Raw genomic sequence first — 23,770 nt, forward strand, 5'->3', positions numbered from 1 at the left:
TCGCCCGCCACACGGTGACAGAGCTGTTGGCGCAGTCCGACTACGAACTGGAGCAGCACGGCCGGCTGACCGAACCACTGGCATACGATCGGGCCAGCGACCGCTATCTGCCCATTTCCTGGAGCGACGCCTTCGCGCTGACCGCGCGCCACCTGCGGGCGCTGCCGCACCCGGACCAAGCCTCGTTCTACACTTCCGGCCGCACCAGCAACGAGACCGCCTTCCTGTTCCAGCTGTTCGTGCGCATGTACGGCACCAACAACTTCCCGGACTGCTCCAACCTGTGCCACGAATCCACCAGCCGCGCTTTGCCGGCGACAGTGGGCGTGGGCAAGGCCACGGTGATCCTCGACGACTTCGAGCACGCCGACACCGTATTGGTGTTCGGCCAGAATCCGGCCACCAACCATCCGCGCATGTTGAACGAGCTGCGCGAATGCGCCAAGCGCGGCGCGGCCATCGTCTCCATCAATCCGCTGAAGGAGCGCGGCCTGGAGCGCTTCGCCAGCCCGCAGCACCCGCTGGACCTGGTGGGCGGCGGCGTCGCCATCAGCTCGATGTTCATCCGCCCGACGCTGGGCGGCGACTTCGCGCTGATCAAGGGCGTAGCCAAGCGGGTGCTGGAACTGGACGACGCGGCCGTCGCCGCCGGCGCGGAGCGGGTGCTGGACACAGCCTTCCTGGCCGAGCACTGCAGCGGCTTCGACGCCTTCGCCGCCGACCTGCGCGGCGAGAGCTGGCAGGCGCTGGCGGCGGACTCCGGCGTGCCCTGGAGCGACATCGACGCGCTGGCGCAGACGTACGCGCGCGGCAAGGCGGTGATCGCCACCTGGGGCATGGGCCTGACCCAGCACAAGAATTCGGTGGCGGCGATACAGATGCTGTCCAACCTGATGATGATGCGCGGCAACATCGGCAAGCGCGGCGCCGGCCTGTGCCCGGTCCGCGGCCACTCCAATGTGCAGGGCGACCGCACCGTCGGCATCGAGGACAAGCCCAGCCAGACCTTCCTCGACCGGCTGCGCGACGTCTACGGCTTCGAGCCGCCTCGCAAGCACGGCCTGGACGCGGTGGACACCATCGCCGCGATGCGCGACGGCCGGGTCAAGGTGTTCGTCGGCCTGGGCGGCAACTTCGCCATGGCCACGCCGGACACCCCGCTGACCTTCGAGGCGCTGCGAAACTGCGCGCTGACGGTGCAGATTTCCACCAAGCTCAACCGCAGCCATCTGATACACGGCAAAGAAGCGCTGATCCTGCCGACGCTGGGCCGCACCGAGATAGACATGCAGAAGAGCGGTCCGCAAGGCGTGACGGTGGAGGACTCGATGTGCATGGTGCACTTGTCTTACGGTATCAATCCGCCGGCCTCCCGCGCGCTCCTGTCGGAAACCGCCATCGTCGCCGGCATCGCACAGGCCGTGCTGGGCAGCGAGAGGACGGACTGGCTGGCTTATGTCGACGACTACGCGCGTATCCGCGACGAGATCGCCAAGGTGCTGGACGCCTTTCACGACTTCAACGCCCGCGTAGCCAAGCCCGGCGGCTTCCACCTGACCCCAGCCTCGCGCGAGCGCCGCTGGCTGACGCCAAGCGGCAAGGCGCAGTTCATCGTCCACCCGCTGGAGAAGGACACGCCCATCCGCCGCGCCCGCGCGCTGCACGGCGACCGGCTGATGGTGCTGATGACCGCCCGCTCGCACGACCAGTACAACACCACCATCTACGCGATGGACGACCGCTACCGCGGCGTCTACGGCCAGCGCCGGGTGCTGTTCATCCACCGCGAAGACCTCGCGCTGCAAGGCTTCGCCGCCGGCGACTGGGTGGACATCTTCACGGTGTGGAACGACGGCATCGAGCGGCGCGCCGACGGCTTCTTGCTGGTGGAGTACGACATCCCGCGCGGCTGCCTGGGCGCCTACTTCCCGGAAACCAACCCGCTGATCCCGCTGGACAGCGTGGCCGACATCTCCAACACCCCCACCTCCAAATCGGTGCCGGTGCTGCTGCGGCGCGCCGCCGCCGTCTGACGCCGATAAGCGGCCGGCGCTCAGCCGGCCGCCACCAGCCCCCGGACAATCTCGATCGCGTCGCCGAACTGCAGGCGCTGCACGCAGATGGCCACCTGGCGCATCCGCGCCTCGCTCTCGCCCAGATCCAGGGCAAGCAATTCGTCGACCAGATCGATCACCGCCAGGTTGTTGTCCTCCAGCAAGGCCAGCACGTCCGTCAACCGCTCCCGCTCCATCCGGCCCGAGCCAGCCGCCGGCGCGGTCGGAAAGTCTTCCGGCAACGACCCCGCCAATTGGCTGGCGCTACTGTCGGCCAACTGGGCCAAACCCCGCAACTGGTCGCGCAGCCATCCGTCCGACAGCCGCTCGGGACCGCCCGCGCGCACCAGCTGCGACATCTCCGCCACCTGCCGTCCCAGCGCCGCCGCCCCCATGGTGGCCGCCATGCCCTTGAGCGCATGCAGGCTGGCCAGCAGCGCCTGCCAGGCGCCATCCTCGGTCTGCCGGGCCATGTCGGCCAGCAGCCGTTCGCACTCCGGACGGAACGTCGCCAGCGCCGCGCGGTAGACCTTGGGCTTGTTGCCAAAGCGCCTGAGCCGGGAAGGCAGCGCTTCGATCATCGCCTCCGCCTCGGTCTCCTCGCTTGCCCCGGGCGCCTGCGCGTCCGGACCCGGCCGGCGGCCAAGAGCCAACAGCTTGGCCACCAGCTCGTCGATGTCTATCGGCTTGCCGACATGATCGTCCATGCCGGCGGCCAGGCATTCCTCGCGGTCCGCCCTGGACGCATTGGCCGTCATCGCCAGGATGGGCTGCGCCTGGCAGCGCGGGTCGGCGCGCAGGCGGCGCGTCGCCTCCAGTCCGTCGATATCCGGCATCTGCACATCCATGATCACCACGTCGTAGGCCGGTTCGGCCGCGCTGGCCAGCGCCACTCCCTGCAGACCGCCCTCCGCCAGCGCCACCTCCGCCCCCTCCTCGCGCAACAGCTCGACGGCCACTTGCCGGTTCAGCGCGTTATCCTCCACCAGCAGCACCCGCATCCCCTTCAGCCGCTGGGCTTGCGAGCGCGGCGCCGCCTCGCAGCAGTCGTTGTCCGCGCCGGCCACCGCCCGGCAGATCGAATCCACCAGTTGCTGCGGCGTGACCGGCTTGGTCAGCACATCGCAGAACGGCGCCTGCGGCTGCTGGGCGATGCCCGCCAGCACCTCGCGGCCGAACGCGGTGACCATCACGATGACCGGCGCATGTCTCGGCGCGGTTTCCTGCCGCACCCGCCGCGCCACCGCCACGCCATCCAGTCCGGGCATGCGCCAATCCATCAGCACCACATCGTAGCGCTGGCCGCGGTCGATGGCGTCGCGCACGCGGGCGATCGCCTCTTCGCCGCCGCTGACGTAGTCGGCCCGCCACCCCACCATAACAATGGAATCCACCAGGATTTCCCCCGCCAGCGGATTGTCGTCCACCACCAGCACCCGCATGTCGGCATGCGGCGAGACCGACGCCAGCGGCGCCTCGCCGGTCAGGCCGAACGTCAACTCGAACCAGAAACGGCTGCCGCGTCCCGGCCGGCTCTCCACCCGCAGGCTGCCGCCCATCAGTTCGATCAGCCGTTTGCTGATCACCAGCCCCAGGCCGGTGCCGCCGAAGCGGCGGGTGGTGGACGCCTCCGCCTGGGAGAACCCTTCGAAGATGCGGTCCAGCTGTTCCCGGCTGATGCCGATGCCGGTGTCGCGGACCTCGAAACAGAGGGTGACATCCCCAGCGCCGCGCCGCAGCTCGCTCAAACTGACCACCACTTGGCCCGACGCGGTGAACTTCAGCGCGTTGCCGGCCAGATTGATCAGGATCTGCTGCAGCCGCAGCCGGTCGCCATACAGCATGGAAGGCAGGCTAGGGTCGATCTGGAACAACACTTCGACGTCCTTCTCGCCATGGTTGCCAGACAGCACCACCGCCAGGTCGCGCATCAGGCTTTCCAGGTCGAAGGGATGCGGATCCAGTTGCAGCCTGCCGGCATCGATCTTGGAAAAGTCCAGGATATCGTTGAGCAGGCCCAACAGGGATTTGGCCGCCGCCTGGGTCTTCTCCACGTAGTCGCGCTGGCGCATGTCCAGCCGCGTGCGCTGCATCAGTTGCAGCAGGCCCAGCACCGCGTTCATCGGCGTGCGTATCTCATGGCTCATATTGGCCAGGAATTGGCTTTTGGCGATGCTGGCCTGCTCCGCCTGCCGCTTGGTCTCCAGCAGCTTGGTCTCGTACGCCTGGCGCTCGGTGATATCCAGGCAGATGCCGGTCACCCTCAGCGCGCGCCCTTCGTCGTCGCGCTCTATCTGCGCATCCGCCTGCACCTGGCGAATCTGGCCATTCGGGCGCACCACGCGGAAAACGGCGTCGTATGCGCCGCCGCCGGCCAGCGCCGCTCTCAAGCTCGCCTCCACGTCCCGCACATCCTCGGGATGGACCCGGTCGCGCCAGTGCTGATAGCGCAAGCCCAGTTGCTCCAGTTCCTGCGGCTGCCCGTAGATCTCGAACATCTTGCGGTTCCAGCTGACCTGATCGTCGTCCGGCGACCAGCTCCATACACCGAGCTGCGCCGCCTCCACCGCCATTTGCAGTTGGTCGCGGGCCACCATCAGCTCCCTCTGCTGCCGATGCTGGGCGGTGATGTCGACGGCGATGCCCAGATAGCCGTTGATCCGCCCCCCATCGTCGCGCATGGCGGTCACCACCAGCGACACCTTCAGGTGCGAACCGTCCTTGCGCACATAGGTCCACTCGCGGCGATCCATCCCGGCGACTTCCGGTTCGTGGATGAAAATGTGGAAGCCTTCTATCAGTTGGCCGTACTGTTCGCTCAGCACCCGGCCGTGGGCGGCGATCTCATCGGCCAGATGAAAACGCTCCGGCGTGCCGATGCCCACCATTTCGTCCGCCGTGTAACCCAGCATGCGCTCGGCGCCGCTATTGAACAGAGTGATCAGGCCATTGACATCGGTGGCGATGATCGAAACCTCCGACGCGGCGCTCAGCACATTGCGCAACAGCAGATTGACGCGGCCCAGCTCGGCGTCGGCCCGCCGGCGCTCGGTGGCATCTATGCTCAGCGCCACGCAGCGCCCTACCCGGCCATCGCCGTCGATCTGCGGAGCGATCACCGTATCGAGCCAGCGCAGGCCGCCAGCGCGGGAGCGGGCGCATATCTCTCCGCGCCAGACCTCGCCGCCGCGCACCGCCCGCCACAGCTCCTGCCAGAAAGAGGGCGGCTCGGCGCCGCCGTCCAGCCATTGCAGCTCCCGGCCCAACAGCATCTCGCGCGGATAGCCGTGGCTGCGGCAGAACAGGTCGTTGACCTCCAGCAGCCGGCCGTCGGCATCGGTCACCGAATACAGCAGCTGGCGGTTGATGGTGCTCAGCAACAGCTCCATCTCCTGGCGCGCGCGCGCCTGGCGGTTGCGGCTCTCCACCAGTTCGGACACATCGTGCACCACAGAATAGAAGCCCCGCACCTTGTCGTCGACGATATCCGGCAGATAATGCGTAAGGGTATCGCGCATCCTGCCGTCCGGCCCGCGAATCCGCCGTTCGAAGGTTTGCGGCTCTCCGCGCAGCGCCGCCTCGGCAAAAGGCAAACTGGTCTGATACAGCTCGGCGCCGAGCAGCTCCAGCAATGAACAGCCGGGCAGCTTGTCGGCGGCGGCGCCGAACCAGTCCCGGTAGGCGCGGTTGGCCACCCGGTTGATCTGCTCGCAATCCCAGTAGCCGATCAGCGACGGCACCGCGTCCAGCACCACCCGCAGCGTATGCTTGGTCTGGTCCAGCTCGGCGGCGCGCTCGGCCGCCAGTTCCTCCAGGCGGCTGTTCAAGCCATGCAGTTGGGCCTCCACCTGCTTCTGCCGGCTGATGTCGCGCGCCACCGTCGAGGCGCCAATCACCTTGCCGGCGGCGTTGAAGATCGGGGACACGGAAACCGATACGTCAAGCAGGCTGCCGTCCTTGCGCCGCCAGCGCGTCTCGAAATGCTCGACCAACTCGCCCCGCCCGACACTGCCCAGAACATCCGGCACCCTGGGCCGCTCATCCTCCGGCACCACCAGTTGCTCCAGCGGCCGGCCGACGGCCTCAAGCGCGGCATGGCCGAGCATCCGCTCCGCGCTGCGGTTCCAGCTGGTCACCACGCCATCCAGCGTCTTGCTGATGATGGCGTCGACCGACCCCTCCACGATGGTGGCCAGCCGCGCCTGCGTCGCCGCCAGTTGCCCGCGGCGCTGATAGCTGCGCAGCCAGACAAACGCCAGCAGGGCGCCGACCAGGCTCAGGAACATCCCAGCCAGGGCCGCAGTCTCCGGCCGCGGCAGCTGCATCCGGGCGGCGAAGCCGGGATAGGCCCGCAGCGTCAGCTGCCAGCGGCGCCCCAGCACCGACCGGTATTCGGAATAGGCGGCGATCTCGCCGCCGGCCGGCGCCGCGCTGTCGTACACCGCGACGGGGGCGGCCGGATTGGTGACATCCTTCAACTCCACCCTAACGCCGCCCTGCTCCCGCTCCAGTCCCTGCATCACGTCCTTCATGTGCAGTGGCGCGTTCACCCAGCCGAATCCCTGCGCCAGCCTGGCGGCCTCGGTAGGCGGCACGACGCCGTCGCGATAGACCGCCAGCAGGATGACGAACAGCGGATCGTTCGCGGCAGGCCGCTGCGTCAGGCTGATAGGCGCGCTCATCACGATCTGGCCGCTGCGCAATGCCAGCTCGGCAGCCTCGCGGCGGTTGGCCTCGGAGGCAATGTCCAGCCCGATCGCGCGCCGGTTGCGCGGCTCCGGTTCGATATATAGGATGACATTGCGCTCGCCCTGGTGCGGCTGCAGTTGCCGGATGCGAAAATCGGGCATGCCGTCGCGCCGGGCCTGCCGCTCGAACTCGGCGATCTGCTGCGGCGGCACCCGGCGGACGAAACCGAAGCCCTGCGCGCCGGGAAATTCGGTGGCGATATCCCCGCCCTGGCTGTATTTGCGGAACAGTTCGCGGCTGAGGCCATTTTCGCCTGCGGTCATCACCACGCCGCGCACCGCCTTCAGGCCGAACTGGTAGCGCTGGATGCGGGACTCCACCATCCTGGCCATGCGCTGGGTCGCATCCCGCACGCCATTTTGGACATCCTCGGCGTTATGGCGCGCAAGCCGCCAGCACACCAGAGCGCTCAACGCCGCCCCAGCCAGCAGAACCAGCAAGGACCAGCCCAGCGCGGACGAGAACCGGCCGCGATGATTTGCCTGAAGACCCGAATATCCATCCACCGCACGACCCCCTCGTAGAAACAGCTGCCGCCCGGGCATGCCCGGAGCCCTCAGAGCGACCCGCCCGCCAGATGCTGGACGTCGTTCCGCAGCCAGCCCTCCATCTCCGCCACCGGCATCGGCCTGCCATACAGGAAGCCCTGCATTACGCTGCAGCCCATCTTGAGCAGCTCCCGCTCCTGCTCCGCGGTCTCCACCCCCTCCGCCACCAACCGCAATCCCAGTCCGTTCGCCATGCTGATGATGGCGGAGATGATGGCGGTGTTGCTCTTGTCGCCTATCATGTCGCGGACGAAGCTCTGGTCTATCTTGAGCACGTCGATCGGAAATTGCTTGAGGTAGGCCAGATTGGAATAGCCAGTGCCGAAATCGTCGACGGCGATGGAAACGCCCAGGCCGCGCAGCCCGGTCAGGACCTCCATGGTCTGCGCGACATTGGCCGCCAGCACGCCCTCGGTGATCTCCAGCTCCAGCAATTCCGGGGCGATGCCGGTTTCGGCAAGCACGCTGCGCACCGTATCGCTGAAGCCGCCGTCGGCGATCTGCACCGCCGAGACATTGACCGCGATGCGCAAAGGGCGGCCGGCGTCATACCACCGCTTGCCGTCGAGGCAGGCCTGGCGCAGGATGAAGCGTCCCAGCGGCACGATCAGCCCGGTCTCCTCGGCCAGCGGAATGAAATGGCCGGGCGAGATGATATCGCCATTGTCGTCGCGCCAGCGCATCAGCGCCTCCACCCCGACCACGGCCGCGCCCGTCACATCCACCTTGGGCTGGTAGTAGGCCTGGAATCCGCCCTGCTCCGCACCCATGCGGATGTGCCTTTCCAGCGCTTGGCGCGTCAGCAGCGCCTCCTCGATCTCGGCCGAGAAGAAGCGATAGCGGTTGCGCCCATCCTCCTTGGCCTGGTACATCGCGGCATCGGCGTGCCGGTACAGCTCCTCCTGATCCTTGCTGTCGTCCGGATACAGGCTGACGCCTATGCTGACCGACAGGTCGAAGCGCCCTTCCGCCAGCTGGTACGGTTCGGAAACCGCCTTCAACAGCCGGTTGGCGAAAGCGCCCAGTTGTTCGATGCTGGCCGGGTCCGGCATCAGGATGATGAACTCGTCGCCCCCCTGCCGGCTGATGGTGTCGCCGGAGCGCACCGCCCGCTGCAGCCGCCTGGCCACCTCCTGCAGCAGGTGGTCGCCGATGGAGTGCCCGACCGAATCATTGATCACCTTGAAATAATCCAGGTCCAGGATGAACAGGCCCAGCCGCTCGCCGCTGTTCTCGGCCTGCTGCAGCGCCTGCTGCGTCCGGTCCTGCAGCAGCGTGCGGTTGGGCAGATTGGTCAGCGCGTCATGGTGCGCCAGGTGCATCATCTTGACCGCCAGCGCGCGCGCTTCGCGGACATCGTGGAACACGATGATGGCGCCGGTCAGCTGGCCGGCGTGATCCAGGATAGGCGCGGCGGAATCCTCCACCTCCAGCACTCGGCCGTCGCGGCGCAGCAGCGCGCGGTCCAGCGTCATGCCGACGGTGCGCCGCTCGGCCAACACCAGCCGCACCGGATTGCCTACCGTCCGGCCGGAATCGCTGGCTTGCAGCGGCATGATCCTCTCGATAGGCTCGCCTATCGCCTCTTTCGCCAGCCAGCCGGTCATTTCCTCGGCGATGGGGTTCAGAAAAGTGACGCAACCGGCCGGATCGGTGGCGATGACCGCGTCGCCTATCGAATTGAGCGTAATGCGGATGCGTTCCTTCTCATCGCGCAGCGCCTGCTCGGCGCGCTTGCGCTCGGTGACGTCGGTGATCAGCATCAGGCAGCCGGGCCGCCCACCGGGCTGCGGCCGATGCACCAGCGCCACCTGGCCGTGCAGCACGCAGCCGTCGCGCCGGGTCAGACTCAGGTCGAACGATGGACTGTCGCCGCCCAGCGCATCGAGCAGCAGAGGCTCCAGCGCGGCAAAATTGGCCTCGCCCAGCACCGCGCGCGCAGACATGCCGCGCATGGCGTCGGCGTCGATGCCGAACCAGTGTCCGGCCTCATCGTTGGCGAACTCGTTGCATAGGTCGGCGTTCCAGTAAGCGACGAAGGCGGGCAGGCGCTGCAGCACGTCGGCCAGATCCCGCTGCGCGGCCGCCAGTTGCCGGGTTTTGGACTGCAAGGCCAACTGCGTCTGTATCCTCGCGCGCGCCACCGGCACGTTCAACGGCTTGTGCAGGAAATCCACTCCGCCGATGTTGAGCGCATGCAGCTCGTGGACATCCTGATCGTGAGAGGTAACGAAGATCACCGGTACATCGCTCAGCTGCGGCGTGGCCTTGATCGCCTGGCACACCGCGTAGCCATCCATGCCTGGCATTTCGATATCCAGCAGGATCAGGTCGGGAACGGCCCGCAACGCCATCTCCAGCGCCGCCTGGCCGCTGGTGGCGAAGCGCACCTCGCCCAGGTCGCGGACAGCCTCGCGGATTACATGGATATTGCTCGCCATGTCATCGACGATGAGAATGCGGGCCTGCTCGTGCGGCGGATCGTTGAACATCCGGCTTCCTTTTACGGTTGCACCGATGCGGAATAAAACGATGGACGCCCGGAACGGCATACGACTCAGCGCCAGCCAAGCATGCGCATCGCCGGTGACAGGTCTGGTCCTTATGCTCCGAGGCTATGATTAGGAATAGCCTCCAGCCACTCCGGCTACAAGCCGCCATGATCGGCAGCCGGGCACTCCGACATAAAAATAAGGGTAATTACGTAGCGTGCCAGGCCTGCAACCGGGCCTGCCGCCTGTCAATGCGCGCTGGCCGCCGGCCGCGTGATGAGCAGCAACAGAGGCAGCACCGCCAGCGACAGCCACATCATCATTTTGAAGTTGTCGATATAGGCCACCAGCGCCGCCCCCATTGCACGCACTGCCAGCCGGTCAGCAGGGTGGCGATGGCCGCGGCGACGATATAGGACGAACACCCAGCTGATCTGGTCCTGCGAGCTTTGCAAGCTGCCTTGCATGTGCGGCAAGGCCACATTGGCGATGGTGGTGTCCAGCGCCTGCATGATGGTGGCCAACATGATGGAAATGGTGACCATGCCGCGGTGCGGCGCATTGACTGCCGCAGCGCTCATTTGGACAGCAAACCCACCAGATTGCCATGCACCTTGCCCAGCAGCGCGCGCAACTGCACGTCCTCTTCCGGGCTCAAGCCTTGCTGCGCCTGTTTTTGCAGTTCGTCGCCCAGCGCCATCGCCGCTTTCAAGGCCTCCACGGCAGGCTCCAGCAACTCGATTTCATTGACGCGGCGGTCGGTGGTGCTGGGCACGCGGCGCAACCAGCCGGCCGCCTGCATCCGGTCGCACAATGTCGCCACGCCCATAGGTGTGAGGTCCAGCAGATCGGCCAGCTCCGCCTGCGACAACGGCTTCTCCCCCTCATGCGCCGCCAGCACGCCCAGCAAGCGGCATTGCGCCAGCGACAATCCAAGCCGCTGCCGCGCCCGCTGATCGAAAACTCGGCCATAGAGCCGACCAGTGTCGCTGACCAGGAAGCCAAACCGCTCTGCAATCCGTATTTTCATAACATGAAATATCATATAGTAGCTTACTATTTACACGGTATCACATGGCAGGGCAAGGGGAAACCCGCGCAAACGCAAAGCGCTGCAAATACCTGCGCCCGGCAAAAACACGGCCCGCCCCGCCGGCCATGCTGTCTGCGCGGGCAAACGCCGCCGCCATCCACTTTCAGGCTATCTTTGGGCCCGCGCTTGCCGCCCGATTCAATGGAACCGGCTTATTCCGCCCGGAGGTCACGGCAATAGGTATTTACACCGGGTTAAATTAACGGCGGCATGAGTTAAAAGGTAAGGGCAGCGACGGCCAAACCGCTGCGACAAACCGATCATTGAAATATGCCGGCGATACCGCGACAACACCCCGCCTGCGGTTTGAGTCCAGTCGGCCAAGCGACTCACCAGCCCTTCGGCCCTCTAACATTTTAAGACGCTGCGCGAAACCGCAATGCCCCAGGCTTGCCGCGCGGCATTGCCATCGGAACGCCATTCCGGCAGCCCGATAGCGTATCCGAAATGACGGACGCGCTCGGGCCGGCCATCTTTAACCACCCCCGGCCGCACGCGCCTGACTGAACACCGCCTGCGCGCCAGCCGGCCTTGCCCGCCGCCCGTAAAGGAATAGCCATGCGCTCACGCAAGATCATGATCATCCGCCATGCGGAAAAACCCACCACCACGCCCGCCGTCGCCGGAGTGGATCCCGACGGCAATCAGAGCGACGAGGACCTGATTGTGCAGGGATGGCAGCGCGCCGGCGCGCTGGCCCGCTTTTTCGCCCCCCTGAATGGACAGCCGGCGCCCGGCCTTGCGGTGCCGAACGCCATTTACGCGTCGGCGGTCGCCAAGCACAGCCAAAGCCTGCGCCCGCAGCATACAGCGCTCCCGCTATCCCAACTGCTGCAGCTGAACATCAATCTGGAATATGCGAAGGAGGACGCGGCCAATATGGCCAAGGCGGTGGCCGACCGCATCGGGCCGACTCTCATCGCCTGGGAGCACGAGGATATTCCCGGCATAGTCAACGCCATAGTCGGCAACAGCGCCGCCTGCCCGCAACAATGGCATGACGATCGTTTCGACGTGGTCTGGGTGCTGGATCAGGACGAGGGGAGCAATGTCTGGCGTTTCAGCCAGGTGATGCAGATGCTGCTGGCGGGAGACCGCGCTCAGCCCATCGGGCAATAAGATGACGTTTTCCGCCAATTGCCGGCAAAAAACCGCACCCATGCCAAAGCGGGAAATACGCCGCGATGAATAACGTCCGGCGAAGAGGAAAGGCGCCAGGCAATGCCGAAAACAGAAAAGCCCCGGATAACCGGGGCTTTTCGGATCGTACTGGCGGAGAGGGGGGGATTCGAACCCCCGTTAGGGTATTACCCTAAACACGCTTTCCAGGCGTGCGACTTAAACCACTCATCCACCTCTCCGTGAGGTGTTCACTACAAAAACAAAACCCGCATATCGGCGGATTTTTTTGAATTCTGGCGGAGAGAGGGGGATTCGAACCCCCGTTAGGGTATTACCCTAAACACGCTTTCCAGGCGTGCGACTTAAACCACTCATCCACCTCTCCAGACCCTGCCGCTGTTACGCTTTGGCGTTTCGCCGACAGAGGCTGCGCAGTATATAAGTCCTACACATCCGGCGCAAGCGTTTTATAAGCGGAATGCGAAAAAAGCTCGTCCACATAATCCTCCACCCCCTGCCGTTCGCGTTCCAGCCAAGCGGCGATGGCGGCGCGGAAACGGGCGTCGGCAATATAGTGGGCGGAATACGTGACCACCGGCTCGAAACCGCGCGCCAGCTTGTGTTCACCCTGCGCTCCGCCCTCGAAGCACCGCAGACCCCGCCGGATCGCATATTCCAGCCCCTGGTAGTAGCACAGTTCGAAATGCAGGCAGGCCACCTCCTCCAGCGCGCCCCAGTAGCGACCGTACAACACGCCATTCTGGACAATGCACAGGCTGGCGGCAATGGGCTGCCCGCCGCGGCTGGCGACGAACATCACGCAATGGCCGGCCAGACGGCGCCCTATCAGCCGGAAGAATTCCAGGTTGAGATAGGGCGCGGAGCGGTGCTCCAGATAGGTCTGGCGATAGCAACGGTAGAACAGCTGCCAATCCGCGTCGCTGATCTCCTCGCCGGCCAACGCCTTCACCGCCACTTCCGCATCCGCCACCCGGCGCCGCTCTTGGCGGATCTTCTTGCGCTTGTCGCGGCTGAGCGTGGCCAGAAAAGCGTCGAAATCGGCGTAATTATGGTTGTTCCAGTGAAACTGCACGCCTTCACGCAACAGCCAGCCGGCATCCGCCAACTGGCGAGCCTCGTCCACCATCGGGAACAGCACATGCACCGACGACAAGCCGTTGTCGTCCGCCAGCTGTTGCAGCCCGGCGATCAGCGCAGCCTTGTCCTCCGCCGCGCCCAGCAGGCGGCTGCCGCTCACCGGCGAAAACGGCGAAGCCACCACCAGCTTGGGGTAGTAGTCGATGCCGGCTCGGGCATAGGCCTCGGCCCAGGACCAGTCGAACACGTATTCGCCGCGGTTGTGCTGCTTGAGATAGGCCGGCGCCACCGCCACCGCCCGGCCCTCGCGCTCCAGCGCCAAGGGCAGCGGCTGCCAGCCGGTGCCGCCGCCGACGCAGCCGGTCTCCTCCAGCGCGGCCAGCCAGGCGCGGTCCACGAACAGGCCGCCGCCCGCCGCCGCCGGCCAGCCGGGCTGCGGCACGGATGCCACGCCGTCATACAGTTGCAAGCGCAATGCTTTTCCTTTCAGGCAACGGTCCATCTTCAGGTAAAATTGCGGGATCAAGAAACATCGGTGCCCTCTCAAGATGCGTATCGCACTCGCCCAGTTCAACCCCATTGTCGGCGACATCGCCGGCAATGCCGAAAAAATCCTGTCCCTCGCCCACGCCGCCATCGTCCAGGGGGCCGATGTGCTGGTCACGCCCGAGCTTGCGCTCACCGGCTACAGCCCGGAAGACCTGCTGCTGCGGGACAGCTTCTACCGCGAAGTCGCCAAGGGGCTCGACACGCTGGAGCAGTTGGACGGCATCACGCTGGTGATCGGCCACCCGGTCAAGCTGGGCAACGAGCGCTTCAACGCCGCCACCGTGCTGCGCGACGGCCACCGCCTGGGCCAGTATCACAAGATGCTGTTGCCCAATAATGAAGTCTTCGACGAATGCCGCTACTTCACGCCCGGCGCCGCGCCGCTGGTGTTCGAGCAGAACGGCGTCAAGGTCGGCGTGCTGATCTGCGAGGACGTGTGGTCGCTAGAGCCGGCGGCGGAAACCGCCGACGCCGGCGCCGAAGTGGTGTTGGCGCTCAATGCCTCGCCCTTCCACCGCAACAAGATAGAAGCCCGCCACGAGGCGCTGCGCTATCGCGTAGAGGAAACCGGCCTGCCCTTCGCCTACGTCAACCTCGCCGGCGGCCAGGACGAGCTGGTGTTCGACGGCGCCTCGTTCGCCGTCGACAAATCGGGGCGGGTGGTCGCCCAGGCCGCGGCCTACGACGACGAGCTATTGCTGGTCGACTTCGCCGACGGCGACTTGCAGCAGGGCAAGCAGACCGCGCTGCCCGGACCGCTGGAAAGCGTCTACCGCACCCTGGTGGTCGGCGTGCGCGACTATATCGGCAAAAACGGCTTCCCCGGCACGCTGCTGGGCCTGTCCGGCGGCATAGACTCCGCGCTGACGCTGGCGGTGGCGGTGGACGCGCTGGGCGCAGACAAAGTGCACGCGGTGATGATGCCGTCGCGCTATACCGCCGACATCTCCGTAACCGACAGCCGCGACATGATCGCCCGCCTGGGCGTGAAGTACGACGAAATCGAAATCTGGCCGATGTACGAAAGCTTCATGGCGGGCCTCGCGCCGTCGTTCGCCGGGCTGGAAATGGACACCACCGAGGAAAACCTGCAGGCGCGCATCCGCGGCACGCTGCTGATGGCGCTGTCCAACAAGAGCGGCAAGCTGGTGCTCACCACCGGCAACAAGTCGGAGATGACCACCGGCTACTGCACGCTGTACGGCGACATGGCCGGCGGCTTCGCGGTGCTGAAGGACGTGGCCAAGACCCTGGTGTTCGAGCTGTGCCGCTGGCGCAATACCGTCAGCGACGTGATTCCGGAGCGCATCATCACCCGCCCGCCGTCGGCCGAGCTGCGCCCGGACCAGAAGGACCAGGACAGCCTGCCGCCGTACGAAGTGCTGGACGCCATCATGGCGCGCTATGTCGAAGGCAACCAGTCCGCCGCCGACATCATCGCCGCCGGCTTCGCCAAGGCCGACGTCGACCGGGTGGTGCGGCTGTTAAAGATCAACGAATACAAGCGCCGCCAGGCGCCGGTGGGCCCGCGCGTCACCCAGCGCGGCTTCGGCAAGGATTGGCGCTACCCGATCACCAACCGCTTCAGTTGACCCCCGGCGGGCGGCGGCATGCCGCCCATCTGCCCATCGCACAGAAAACAGGTCAAGGGCATAACCCTTCCTGCTTCAGATACAATGGCGGATTGCCCAGACGCCCCACATCGAGCGCGGGCCACCGGATTCACACAGGACGCAAAAAACCATGACTCGCTTGAAACTGACCGCCGCCGCGGCGTTCTCCGCCCTCGCGCTGCTGACCGGCTGCGCCACCCCGCTAGCCGGCAAACCGGCCGACGAGGCCGCCCGCAAGGTAATGGCGCTAAACTGGCAGAACGCCAGCTACAATTTCGACGGCCAGTTCGGCTTCAGCCAACTGCGCTTCGCCGACAGCGGGGGCAAACTGGGACAGCCCGAACTCGCCGACGCCATCGACCAGGTCGGCAGCTCCATCAAAATGAATGTCAGCGGCGCCATCGACGCGCCGGCCGGCAAGCTGGAACTGATTCCGGAACTGCGTTTCGAACGCCGCAACCTGCTGGCCAGCGTCAAGCTGCCGATGCAGTTCCGCGCCCAGGACATGTCGCTGCTGGTGGACCCGTCCGCCATCGACCTGGCCGTGCCCGCCCTGCGCAGGAACCCCGGAAAGTTCGTCCGCGCCAAGCTGCCGGCCGACATCGCCGCCAGGATCCCGCTTAAGGAAATGTACCAGGCGATGCCGCAGATTCTCGACCAGGCCTACGGCCAGTTGGACAAGAAAGCCTTCAGCTTCGAGCCGCTGGACGCCTACGCCGACGAAGTCGGCGCCAAATACAAGCTGCGCCTTACCCTCAGCAAGGAACAGGAGCAAAAGATGACACTGCTGATCCTGGACGGCCTGGCCAAAGCCGCCCGCCAGCAAGTCGCCCAGCCGAATGACAAGTTCGACGCGGAATCCATGCTCAAGCTGGTGCGCGACCTGGTCAAACTCAGCCCCGCCGGCGAACTCGACGGCCAAACCGTCAGCGACGTCTATGTCAGCCGCAGCGGCGAGATGGAGGCCATCCGTCAGACCATCCACATGGCCAGCGCCGAATTCAGCGCCGACGCTTACTTCAACTTGCGCTACAGCCACCACGGCAAGCCACAGTTCGTCTACCAGCCAGCCGAAAACGACATCATCGACTTCAACAAGCTCGAATTGCCCGGCTGGCTGGCGGGCAAGGCCGACGCCGGTGAACAGCCCATCGCCGACGCCGCGGCCCCTGCGCCGCAACCACAGCAGCCTGCGCCCTCCGCCGCCAAGTCCGGGAAGAAGAAAACCAAGGCCAGCGCGCAATAGTCGCCAACACTTTGGCCCGGCCGCTCTCCCGCGAGGCAGAACTGGCCGGGCCGCCTGACTGTCATACCTGTTTTCACGGCGGCGCGGCCGCCCGCAAGGACCCTATCCGATGAAACCGCATTCCCTGACGCTGATCGCCGCCACCCTGGCCTGCCTGGCCGCGCCGGCGCACGCCTCCGCCGTCGCCCAGCTGAAGGCCTTTGTCGCCGGCAGCAAGACGCTGACCGCGGACTTCACCCAGCTGGTCACCAACAAGGGCAAGCGCGAAGAAGCCAGCGGTCGGCTGGAAATCGCCCGTCCCGGCAAATTCCGCTGGGAATACAACCAGCCTTACTCGCAGCTGATCGTCGGCGACGGCAAGACGCTGTGGATTTACGACCAGGACCTGGCCCAGGTGACGCGCAAGGCCCAGGGCGCGGCGCTGGGCTCCAGCCCGGCGGCGCTGCTCGCCGGCAGCAACGAGATCGAGCGCAGCTACAAGCTCAATGAAGCCGGCAAGCAGGGCGATGTGGAGTGGCTGACCGCCAGCCCGAAAAAGCAGGACAACACCTTCAGCAGCGTGCGCATGGGCTTCAAGGGCAATATGCTGGTGGAGATGCAGTTGACCGACAGCTTCGGCAATGACACCCGCATCAACTTCGCCAAACCGCAGCAGAACGTAGTACTACCATCCGGCCGCTTCGCCTTCGTCCCGCCCAAGGGCGTGGACGTGGTTAGCGGCGACTGAGCCGCCCGCCCAATGAAAAGCCCGGCCATCCGCCGGGCTTTTTGCATCACCACTCCGGCTTTTGCGCCCAGGTGGCGATAAAGGTCGGCACATAGCTGTCGATGACGAAACGCGGCCGCGGCTGCCAGTCTTCATGGAAACCGCGGATCACGAAGCCGGCCTCGGTCTGGCCGCCTATCTGTTGCGTCAGGCTGTGGCCGAACACCAGCGCCTCACCCCCTTCCCGTTTTCGCTGCAGCGCCTCCGGCTCAAGATCCGCCAGATCGGAATACGGCACCGCGAAGCGCGGCCGGATCAGGCCCAGGGCGGCGTACTGCGGATCGCGGTCCGCCACAAACGCCACCGGGTTGTAAAAGCTGCTGAGCAGGCGGCCGCCCGGCCGCAATACGCGGAAGCACTCGCGCCATACCGGCCGCACGTCCGGCACATACAGATTGGAAATCGGGTGGAACACGCAGTCGAAGCCGGCGTCGGCGAAGCGCGACAGGTCGCGCATATCGCCATGCTCGACTCGCAGGTTCAGGCCATCGCGCTCGGCCACCATCCGGTCGCGCGCCAGCTGCTCGGCGGACGCGTCCAGCACGGTCACGCGCGCGCCCGCCGCCGCCAGGATCGGCGCTTGTTGGCCGCCGCCGGAAGCCAGGCACAGGATATCCAGGCCCAGCACCTGGTCCAGCCAGCCCGCGGGCAGCGGACCGGGCGTCAGCCGCGCCTGCCAGTCGCCGCGGCGGGCGGCGGCGATTGCCGCGGCGTCCACCGGCTGCGACCATTCGCAACTAGCGGCCGCCTGGCGGTCCCAGGCGGCCTGGTTGTATTGGAAAACGTCTTGTTTGGCGATATCGGAAGAGTCAGGCATCTTGCAGTCCTCGAAACGGAATCTGGCAAGCCGCCCGCGCGCGGGCCATTGGCATCGGTCGATGCGGCAGCCGGCGGGAAAACCGGCGGCGCGCCGAACGGATGGATGAAACAAACAGCAATACGCTTGCCCGCGCGCCGGATGGCGGCGGAAAATCGGGACGCCGGCGGCATCCGGGCATTACTGGTTCATTTCGACAGCGCTCTCGCGAAGGAAAACAGATAGGGAAGCGGCGATTATAAGCGCCGCCGCCGTTTCATTCAAACGGCATTCGAGGCCATGCCGGCAAACGCAGGGCCATCCATCAGACGCCGCGCCGCTCGTACACCGCCTGCGCCAGCGTGCCCAGATCCACGTACTCCAGCTCGCCGCCCACCGGCATGCCGCGCGCGATGCGGGTGACGGCCAGGCCACGCTCCTTGAACAGCTCGCTCAGCATGTGGGCGGTGACCTCGCCTTCGGCGGTGAAATTGGTGGCGATCACCACCTCGCTCACCTGGTCGTCCAGCGCGCGCGCCATCAGCTTGTCCAGGTTCAGGTCGCGCGGGCCGATGTTGTCCAGCGGCGAAATCCGCCCCATCAGCACGAAATACAGGCCCTCGAAACACTTGGCCTGCTCCAGCATCATCAGGTCGGCCGGCATCTCCACGATGCACAGCTGGTCCTGGCGGCGCGCTTCGTCCGCGCACAGATGGCACAGCTCGGTTTCGCTGAAGGTATTGCAGCGCTGGCAATGGGTAAGCTGGGTCAGCGCCCTGTCCAGCGCGCGCGCCAGCTTGTCTGCGCCCTTCTTGTCGCGCTGCAGCAAATGAAAGGCCATGCGCTGGGCGGTTTTGGGACCGACGCCGGGCAGGACTTTCAGCGCGGAGATCAAATGCTCCAGCGCGGGTGGATTCTTCATCGACACAAGCAGGCAACCTAATCAGACTAGCGGCCACAGGCCGCCGATAGGGAAAAGCACAAAGCTTCACGACACGACGCCCCGCGCGGGACGGGGCGTCTGGCCGACATCAAACCGGCCCATCGCCGGGCCGGCTGGCGCAATCAGAACGGCAGCTTCATGCCGGCCGGCAGGTTCAGGCCATTGGTGAAGCCGGACATCCGCTCCTGGGTGGTGCTTTCCACCTTGCGCACGGCGTCGTTGAAGGCGGCGGCGATCAGGTCTTCCAGCATTTCCTTGTCGTCCAGCACGCTGTCGTCGATGGCCACGCGCTTGACGCCGTGGGCGCAGGTCATCACGACCTTCACCATGCCGGCGCCGGACTGGCCTTCCACTTCCACCAGCGCCAGCTCTTCCTGGGCCTTCTTCATATTATCCTGCATTTGCTGGGCCTGTTTCATCAGGCCGGCGATTCCAGCTTTACCGAACATTGCGGTTCACTCCTGTACGGGTTGAATGGTCTCGATGATCAGCGTGGCGCCCATTTCGCGCACCATCTGCTGCACCACCGGATCGTTTTTCATGCATTCTCGAGCGATGGCCAGTTGCTCCTGGCGCTGGCGGGCGTCGACCATGGCCGGGGTTTCCATCCCCAGTTCCTCCACCGTCACCGTCAACTCCACCCCGTGGCCGAAGCGTTCGCACAGCGCAGCCTTCAGCTTGTCCTGGTAGTCGCGCCCGCTCATGTGGCGGAAGCTTTCCGGCACCGCCAACTCCAGCCGCTGCTGGCTCCAGCCCTTCAATACCGCATTGTGCGCCAACATCCGCGCCGCGCCCAGCTTGCCGCCCAGATCCACCACCAGCGCCTGCCAGTCGCCGTCGAACTGGTAGTTGACCGGCTCGTCGTCCAGCGGCGGCGCCTGCGCGTAGTCCGGGATGGCTTCGCCGTCGTCGGCCTGCCACGGCATGTCGTCGATTTCGTCCTCGTCGCGCTCGTCGTCCTCTTCGGCATCGGCCTCGACCGCGGGCACCGCTTGCGGCACCGCCACAACGGCGGATTGCCGCGGCGCGACGGCTTCGGCCGCAGGCTCGGGAGCCGGGGTCGGAGCCAGCGCGGGCCTAAGCTGCGCCGCGGGCGGCTGCGGCCTGGGCGCGGGCTCGGGTTCCGGCTCGGCCGCCGGGGCATTCTCTTCGCTCGCCGCGCGCGGGGCCGATTTCGCCTGGGTTTGCGATGCCAGGCCGGCGGCCTGCAAGGCGCGCGCAGCCGGCGACATGCCGCGCTCGACCGGCGCCGCGGCGCTGGCCACGGCGCCGGGCCTGGCCTGTGGCGCGGCGGCTGGCCGAGGCGGCGCGGCGGCCTCAGCCGGCGCATTCACTGGATGGAAGGCCAGCATCCGCAGCAGCGTCATATTGAAGCCGGCGTGCTCGTCCGGCGCCAGCGCCAGGTCCTTGCGGCCGTGGATGGCGATCTGATAGTACAGCTGCACGTCCTGCGGCGCGATGGCGTCGGCCAGCGCGAACAGCGTATCCCGCTCTGGCTCGTCGGCGGCCAGCGCCGCCGGCACCGTCTGCGCCAGCGCCAGCTGCTGCAGCAGCACCGCCAGCTCGGTCAGCGCGGAATCGAAGCTGATGCCGCGCTCGGCCAGATTGTCGGCCTCGGCCATCAGCGCCGCGCCGTCGGCGACCGACAACGCCTGCAGCAGGGTAAACAGGTAGCGGCGGTCCACCGCGCCCAGCATCGCGCGCACGCCGTCTTCCTTCACCTCGCCCAGCCCATAGGCGATGGCCTGGTCCAGCAGCGACTGCGCGTCGCGCATCGAACCCGCCGCGGCGCGGCCCAGCAGCGCCAGCGCGGCCGGCTCGTAGGCGATCTGTTCCACTTCCAGCATGTGCGCCAGATGGCTGGACACCTGCTGCGGCGTCATATTGCGCAGCGAAAATTGCAGGCAGCGGCTCAATACCGTCACCGGCACCTTCTGCGGGTCGGTGGTGGCGAGGATGAACTTGACGTGCGCCGGCGGCTCTTCCAGCGTCTTCAGCATCGCATTGAAGGCGCTTTTCGACAGCATGTGCACTTCGTCGATGATGTAGACCTTGAAGCGGCCCATGGTCGGCGCGTACTGGGCGTTTTCCAGCACTTCACGGATATTGTCGATGCCGGTGTTGGACGCGGCGTCGATTTCCAGCAGGTCGACGAAACGGCCGCTGTCGATCTGGCGGCAGGCGGAACACTCGCCGCACGGGTCGGCGGTGGTGCCAGTTTCGCAGTTCAGGCTTTTCGCCAGGATGCGGGCGATGGTGGTCTTGCCTACGCCCCGGGTGCCGGTCAGCAGGTAGGCGTGATGCAGCCGCGCCTCCTTGAGGGCGTTGCTGAGGGCGCGCACCACGTGCTCCTGGCCGACCAGGTCGGCAAAGCGCTTGGGACGCCATTTTCTGGCAAGGACTTGATAGCTCATGGGGGCGGATTTTAATGGCAATTGCCGCGCAAGGCGACTGATTTTACCGGCGCGGCCGCCTGGGCCGCGCCGGGAGGAAACGGCCTTACTGCGCGGATGACGCCGGCTCGGACGACTTCTGCGCCAGCGCGGCGTAATAACGCTGGCGCACCTGGTCGGCGATTTCCTGCACCGCCTTGGCGTACAGCGCGCTGCGGTTGTAGCGGGTGATGGCGTAGAAGTTGTTCAGGCCCAGCCAGTACTCGGTGACGCCGGGCGCGGTTTCCAGCGAAAACAGCACCGCCGGCACGTCGTCAGCCAGCGGCGCCTGCGGCGCGATGCCCATCCTGCGCAAGTCGCCCACCGTGTAGTGCAGGTTGAATTTGTCGGCCAGCAGCTTGTCCACCTGCGGCCCCGGCACCACGCTGGCCGGCACCACCACGTCGTCGCCATGGCGCCAGCCGTGCAGCTGGAAGTAGTTGGCGACGCTGCCGATAGCGTCGTGCGGGTTGTTCCAGATGTCGCGGTGGCCGTTGCCGTCGAAATCCACCGCCCACTTGCGGTAGCTGGACGGCATGAACTGCGGCCAGCCCATCGCGCCGGCGTAAGAACCCTTCAGCGTCAGCGGGTCCTTGCCCTCCTCCTTGGCCAGCAGCAGGAACTGGGTCAGCTCCTTGCGGAAGAAATCGGCGCGGCGGGGGTAGTCGAAACCGATGGTGGACAGCGAGTCGGCCAGGCGGAAAGTGCCGGTATTGCGGCCGTAATGCGACTCCACGCCCAGGATGGCGACGATCACTTCCGGCGCCACCTGGTACTGCCGCTCGGCGCGCGCCAGCGTATCGGCGTTGGCCTGCCAGAACGCCACGCCGTCGACGATCAACCTGTCGTTGACGGTGGAGGCGCGAAACTGGTACCACGGCCGCGAAGTGGACGGCTTGTCCAGGATGCGGATGATGTTGGGCTTGGGCTCGACATTGGCGAACACCGCCTCCAGCTCGGGCCGGTTGAACTGGCCGCCGGCGACTTGTTCGTCGATATAGCGCTGCACGTCGGGGCGGGCCAGGAAGGCGGCGTCGGCCCAGGCCGGCGCGGCGGCCAGCGCGGCGGCTATCACGGCGGCCGTGCCGGCCAGTTTCTGCATCGGATTCATATTGTGTTCGTCCGTTATTGATTATGTCTGTGGATGGCGAAGGCGCGGACTCAATCGCGGAACGACAAGGCGCTGCCCACCAGCCGCGCGGTAATGTCGACGATGGGTATCACCCTTTCGTAAGCCATGCGGGTGGGGCCGACCACGCCCAGGGTGCCGACCACCTGGCCGTTGACGCGATAGGGCGCGGTCACCACCGAGCATTCGTCCAGCGTCACCAGTCCAGACTCCTCGCCGATGAAAATGTTCACCCCCTGCGCCGCGCGGCTTTGCGACAACAGTTTCAACAGCTCAGTCTTGCGCTCGAACACGCCGAACAGCTCGCGCAGCCGCGACAGGTCGTCGGACAGGTCGTTCACCTGCAGCAGGCGCGAGCCGCCGCTGACCACCACGTCCTCGCCGCTATTGGCCAGCGTCTGCTGCCCCAGCCGCACCGCTGCCGCCATCAGTTCGGCAATGTCGCCCTGCAGCTCGCGCAGCTCGCCCTCCACCCGGCTGGTGACCGCGTCCAGCGCTTGGCCGCTGTAATGCTGGTTGATGAAGTTGCCCGCCTCCACCAGCTCCGACGGGGTGTAGTCGCGCTCGGTCAGCAGCAGGTGGTTCTGCACGTCGCCGTCCAGCGTCACCAGTATCATCAGGATGCGGCGCTCGGACAGGCGCAGGAATTCGATCTGGCGGAAAGCGACGTCGCTGCGCTGCGGCGTCATCACCACGCCGGCGAAGCTGGTCAGCTCCGACAGCAGCGACGACGCCGCCTGCACGATGCGCTGCGGACTGTCCGGCTGCAGGCTGGCTTCCAACTCGTGGCGCGCCAGCGCGTCCAGCGGCCGTATCGTCAGCAGACGGTCGACGAACAGCCGGTAGCCGCGCGCGGTGGGCACTCGCCCGGCCGAGGTGTGCGGCGAAGCGATCAGCCCCATGTTTTCCAGCTCGGCCAGCACATTGCGGATGGACGCGGAGGACAGCTCCACCCCCGGCAGCAGCGACAGGGCTTTGGATGCTACCGGCTGACCGTCGGCGATATAGCGTTCGATCAGGACCTTGAGCAAGCGTTGGGCGCGTTCGTTCATCATGTTCCCCATTGTACACATCCTGAACCGCGCCAAAAGGGCCAGCAGCAAGACTTTGCGCCGGGTAGGCGCTTTTGTTCCCCGGCAA

The 23,770-nt window shown here is 66.1% G+C and carries 17 protein-coding genes and 2 tRNA genes; 6 read left to right on the forward strand and 13 right to left on the reverse strand.

All coding sequences use genetic code 11. From position 1 onward, the window contains the following. Positions 1 to 2,033, forward strand: a 2,033-nt coding sequence (locus BI344_RS12230) for an FdhF/YdeP family oxidoreductase (RefSeq protein WP_071113224.1), incomplete at its 5' end; no start/stop codon positions are given. Positions 2,034 to 2,053: 20 nt separating this feature from the next. Here BI344_RS12230 and BI344_RS12235 read toward each other — a convergent pair. The 4 genes from BI344_RS12235 to BI344_RS12250 form a co-directional block, all read right to left on the reverse strand. Continuing rightward, the gene (locus BI344_RS12235; protein ID WP_071113225.1) at positions 2,054 to 7,243 is read right to left on the reverse strand and encodes a PAS domain S-box protein; all 5,190 of its coding nucleotides are present in this window, start codon (positions 7,241 to 7,243) and stop codon (positions 2,054 to 2,056) included. Positions 7,244 to 7,359: 116 nt separating this feature from the next. Further along, positions 7,360 to 9,843, reverse strand: coding sequence for a two-component system response regulator (locus tag BI344_RS12240; RefSeq protein WP_071113226.1), 2,484 nt, complete (start codon positions 9,841 to 9,843; stop codon positions 7,360 to 7,362). Between the two features lie 248 nt (positions 9,844 to 10,091). Beyond that, positions 10,092 to 10,424, reverse strand: a complete 333-nt coding sequence (locus BI344_RS25280; RefSeq protein ID WP_071113227.1) for a hypothetical protein — start codon at positions 10,422 to 10,424, stop codon at positions 10,092 to 10,094. Next, positions 10,421 to 10,873 carry a MarR family winged helix-turn-helix transcriptional regulator gene (locus tag BI344_RS12250; protein ID WP_071113228.1) on the reverse strand — a complete coding sequence of 151 codons (453 nt, stop codon included), beginning with the start codon at positions 10,871 to 10,873 and terminating at the stop codon, positions 10,421 to 10,423. The genes BI344_RS25280 and BI344_RS12250 overlap by 4 nt, the downstream gene beginning before the upstream one ends. A gap of 621 nt (positions 10,874 to 11,494) precedes the next feature. Here BI344_RS12250 and BI344_RS12255 point away from each other — a divergent pair. Then, positions 11,495 to 12,055, forward strand: a complete 561-nt coding sequence (locus tag BI344_RS12255; protein WP_071113229.1) for a histidine phosphatase family protein — start codon at positions 11,495 to 11,497, stop codon at positions 12,053 to 12,055. 151 nt (positions 12,056 to 12,206) lie between these two features. Here the strand turns inward: BI344_RS12255 and BI344_RS12260 are convergent. The 3 genes from BI344_RS12260 to BI344_RS12270 all read right to left on the reverse strand — a co-directional run bounded on the left by BI344_RS12260 (position 12,207) and on the right by BI344_RS12270 (position 13,631). Beyond that, a tRNA-Ser gene (locus BI344_RS12260) sits at positions 12,207 to 12,297 on the reverse strand. Positions 12,298 to 12,352: 55 nt separating this feature from the next. Then, a tRNA-Ser gene (locus BI344_RS12265) sits at positions 12,353 to 12,443 on the reverse strand. A gap of 60 nt (positions 12,444 to 12,503) precedes the next feature. Next, complete coding sequence (locus BI344_RS12270; RefSeq protein ID WP_239690885.1) at positions 12,504 to 13,631, reverse strand: GNAT family N-acetyltransferase; 1,128 nt, start codon at positions 13,629 to 13,631, stop codon at positions 12,504 to 12,506. Positions 13,632 to 13,704: 73 nt separating this feature from the next. On the opposite strand from BI344_RS12270, the gene BI344_RS12275 reads away from it, so the two are divergent. The 3 genes from BI344_RS12275 to lolA all read left to right on the forward strand — a co-directional run bounded on the left by BI344_RS12275 (position 13,705) and on the right by lolA (position 17,291). Further along, positions 13,705 to 15,297, forward strand: coding sequence for an NAD+ synthase (locus BI344_RS12275; protein WP_071113230.1), 1,593 nt, complete (start codon positions 13,705 to 13,707; stop codon positions 15,295 to 15,297). A 151-nt stretch (positions 15,298 to 15,448) separates the two neighbouring features. Next, positions 15,449 to 16,564 carry a hypothetical protein gene (locus BI344_RS12280; RefSeq protein WP_071113231.1) on the forward strand — a complete coding sequence of 372 codons (1,116 nt, stop codon included), beginning with the start codon at positions 15,449 to 15,451 and terminating at the stop codon, positions 16,562 to 16,564. 109 nt (positions 16,565 to 16,673) lie between these two features. Beyond that, the gene (gene lolA / locus BI344_RS12285; RefSeq protein WP_071113232.1) at positions 16,674 to 17,291 is read left to right on the forward strand and encodes an outer membrane lipoprotein periplasmic chaperone LolA; all 618 of its coding nucleotides are present in this window, start codon (positions 16,674 to 16,676) and stop codon (positions 17,289 to 17,291) included. 46 nt (positions 17,292 to 17,337) lie between these two features. On the opposite strand, the gene BI344_RS12290 is transcribed toward lolA, so the two are convergent. After that, entirely contained in the window at positions 17,338 to 18,147 is an 810-nt protein-coding gene (locus BI344_RS12290; RefSeq protein ID WP_071113233.1) for a class I SAM-dependent methyltransferase, read from the reverse strand. A gap of 48 nt (positions 18,148 to 18,195) precedes the next feature. On the opposite strand from BI344_RS12290, the gene BI344_RS23920 reads away from it, so the two are divergent. Then, positions 18,196 to 18,372 (forward strand): hypothetical protein, encoded by a 177-nt coding sequence (locus tag BI344_RS23920; protein WP_206600381.1) that lies wholly within the window; start codon positions 18,196 to 18,198, stop codon positions 18,370 to 18,372. 79 nt (positions 18,373 to 18,451) lie between these two features. On the opposite strand, the gene recR is transcribed toward BI344_RS23920, so the two are convergent. From recR to hrcA, 5 genes are all read right to left on the reverse strand, one after another. Beyond that, a complete protein-coding gene (gene recR / locus BI344_RS12295; RefSeq protein WP_071113234.1) occupies positions 18,452 to 19,048 on the reverse strand; it encodes a recombination mediator RecR in 597 nt (198 codons plus the stop codon). Positions 19,049 to 19,191: 143 nt separating this feature from the next. Then, complete coding sequence (locus tag BI344_RS12300) at positions 19,192 to 19,518, reverse strand: YbaB/EbfC family nucleoid-associated protein (protein WP_071113235.1); 327 nt, start codon at positions 19,516 to 19,518, stop codon at positions 19,192 to 19,194. 6 nt (positions 19,519 to 19,524) lie between these two features. Next, complete coding sequence (gene dnaX / locus BI344_RS12305; protein WP_071113236.1) at positions 19,525 to 21,483, reverse strand: DNA polymerase III subunit gamma/tau; 1,959 nt, start codon at positions 21,481 to 21,483, stop codon at positions 19,525 to 19,527. 85 nt (positions 21,484 to 21,568) lie between these two features. Beyond that, complete coding sequence (gene mltB, locus BI344_RS12310) at positions 21,569 to 22,603, reverse strand: lytic murein transglycosylase B (RefSeq protein WP_071113237.1); 1,035 nt, start codon at positions 22,601 to 22,603, stop codon at positions 21,569 to 21,571. Positions 22,604 to 22,662: 59 nt separating this feature from the next. Next, positions 22,663 to 23,682: a heat-inducible transcriptional repressor HrcA gene (gene hrcA, locus BI344_RS12315; protein WP_239690883.1), complete on the reverse strand. Its 1,020-nt coding sequence runs from the start codon at positions 23,680 to 23,682 to the stop codon at positions 22,663 to 22,665. Between the last annotated feature and the right edge of the window lie 88 nt (positions 23,683 to 23,770).

This window comes from Chromobacterium sphagni (assembly GCF_001855555.1).
Lineage (GTDB): Bacteria > Pseudomonadota > Gammaproteobacteria > Burkholderiales > Chromobacteriaceae > Chromobacterium > Chromobacterium sphagni.

Bases quoted from the DNA above. Each gene is read 5' to 3' on its own strand.
- BI344_RS12255 (WP_071113229.1), top strand. From the start codon at position 11,495: ATGCGCTCACGCAAGATCATGATCATCCGCCATGCGGAAAAACCCACC.
- BI344_RS12250 (WP_071113228.1), bottom strand. From the start codon at position 10,873: ATGAAAATACGGATTGCAGAGCGGTTTGGCTTCCTGGTCAGCGACACT.
- BI344_RS12280 (WP_071113231.1), top strand. From the start codon at position 15,449: ATGACTCGCTTGAAACTGACCGCCGCCGCGGCGTTCTCCGCCCTCGCG.
- mltB (WP_071113237.1), bottom strand. From the start codon at position 22,603: ATGCAGAAACTGGCCGGCACGGCCGCCGTGATAGCCGCCGCGCTGGCC.
- BI344_RS25280 (WP_071113227.1), bottom strand. From the start codon at position 10,424: ATGAGCGCTGCGGCAGTCAATGCGCCGCACCGCGGCATGGTCACCATT.
- BI344_RS12240 (WP_071113226.1), bottom strand. From the start codon at position 9,843: ATGTTCAACGATCCGCCGCACGAGCAGGCCCGCATTCTCATCGTCGAT.
- dnaX (WP_071113236.1), bottom strand. From the start codon at position 21,483: ATGAGCTATCAAGTCCTTGCCAGAAAATGGCGTCCCAAGCGCTTTGCC.
- hrcA (WP_239690883.1), bottom strand. From the start codon at position 23,682: ATGAACGAACGCGCCCAACGCTTGCTCAAGGTCCTGATCGAACGCTAT.
- BI344_RS12275 (WP_071113230.1), top strand. From the start codon at position 13,705: ATGCGTATCGCACTCGCCCAGTTCAACCCCATTGTCGGCGACATCGCC.
- lolA (WP_071113232.1), top strand. From the start codon at position 16,674: ATGAAACCGCATTCCCTGACGCTGATCGCCGCCACCCTGGCCTGCCTG.
- BI344_RS12300 (WP_071113235.1), bottom strand. From the start codon at position 19,518: ATGTTCGGTAAAGCTGGAATCGCCGGCCTGATGAAACAGGCCCAGCAA.
- recR (WP_071113234.1), bottom strand. From the start codon at position 19,048: ATGAAGAATCCACCCGCGCTGGAGCATTTGATCTCCGCGCTGAAAGTC.
- BI344_RS12290 (WP_071113233.1), bottom strand. From the start codon at position 18,147: ATGCCTGACTCTTCCGATATCGCCAAACAAGACGTTTTCCAATACAAC.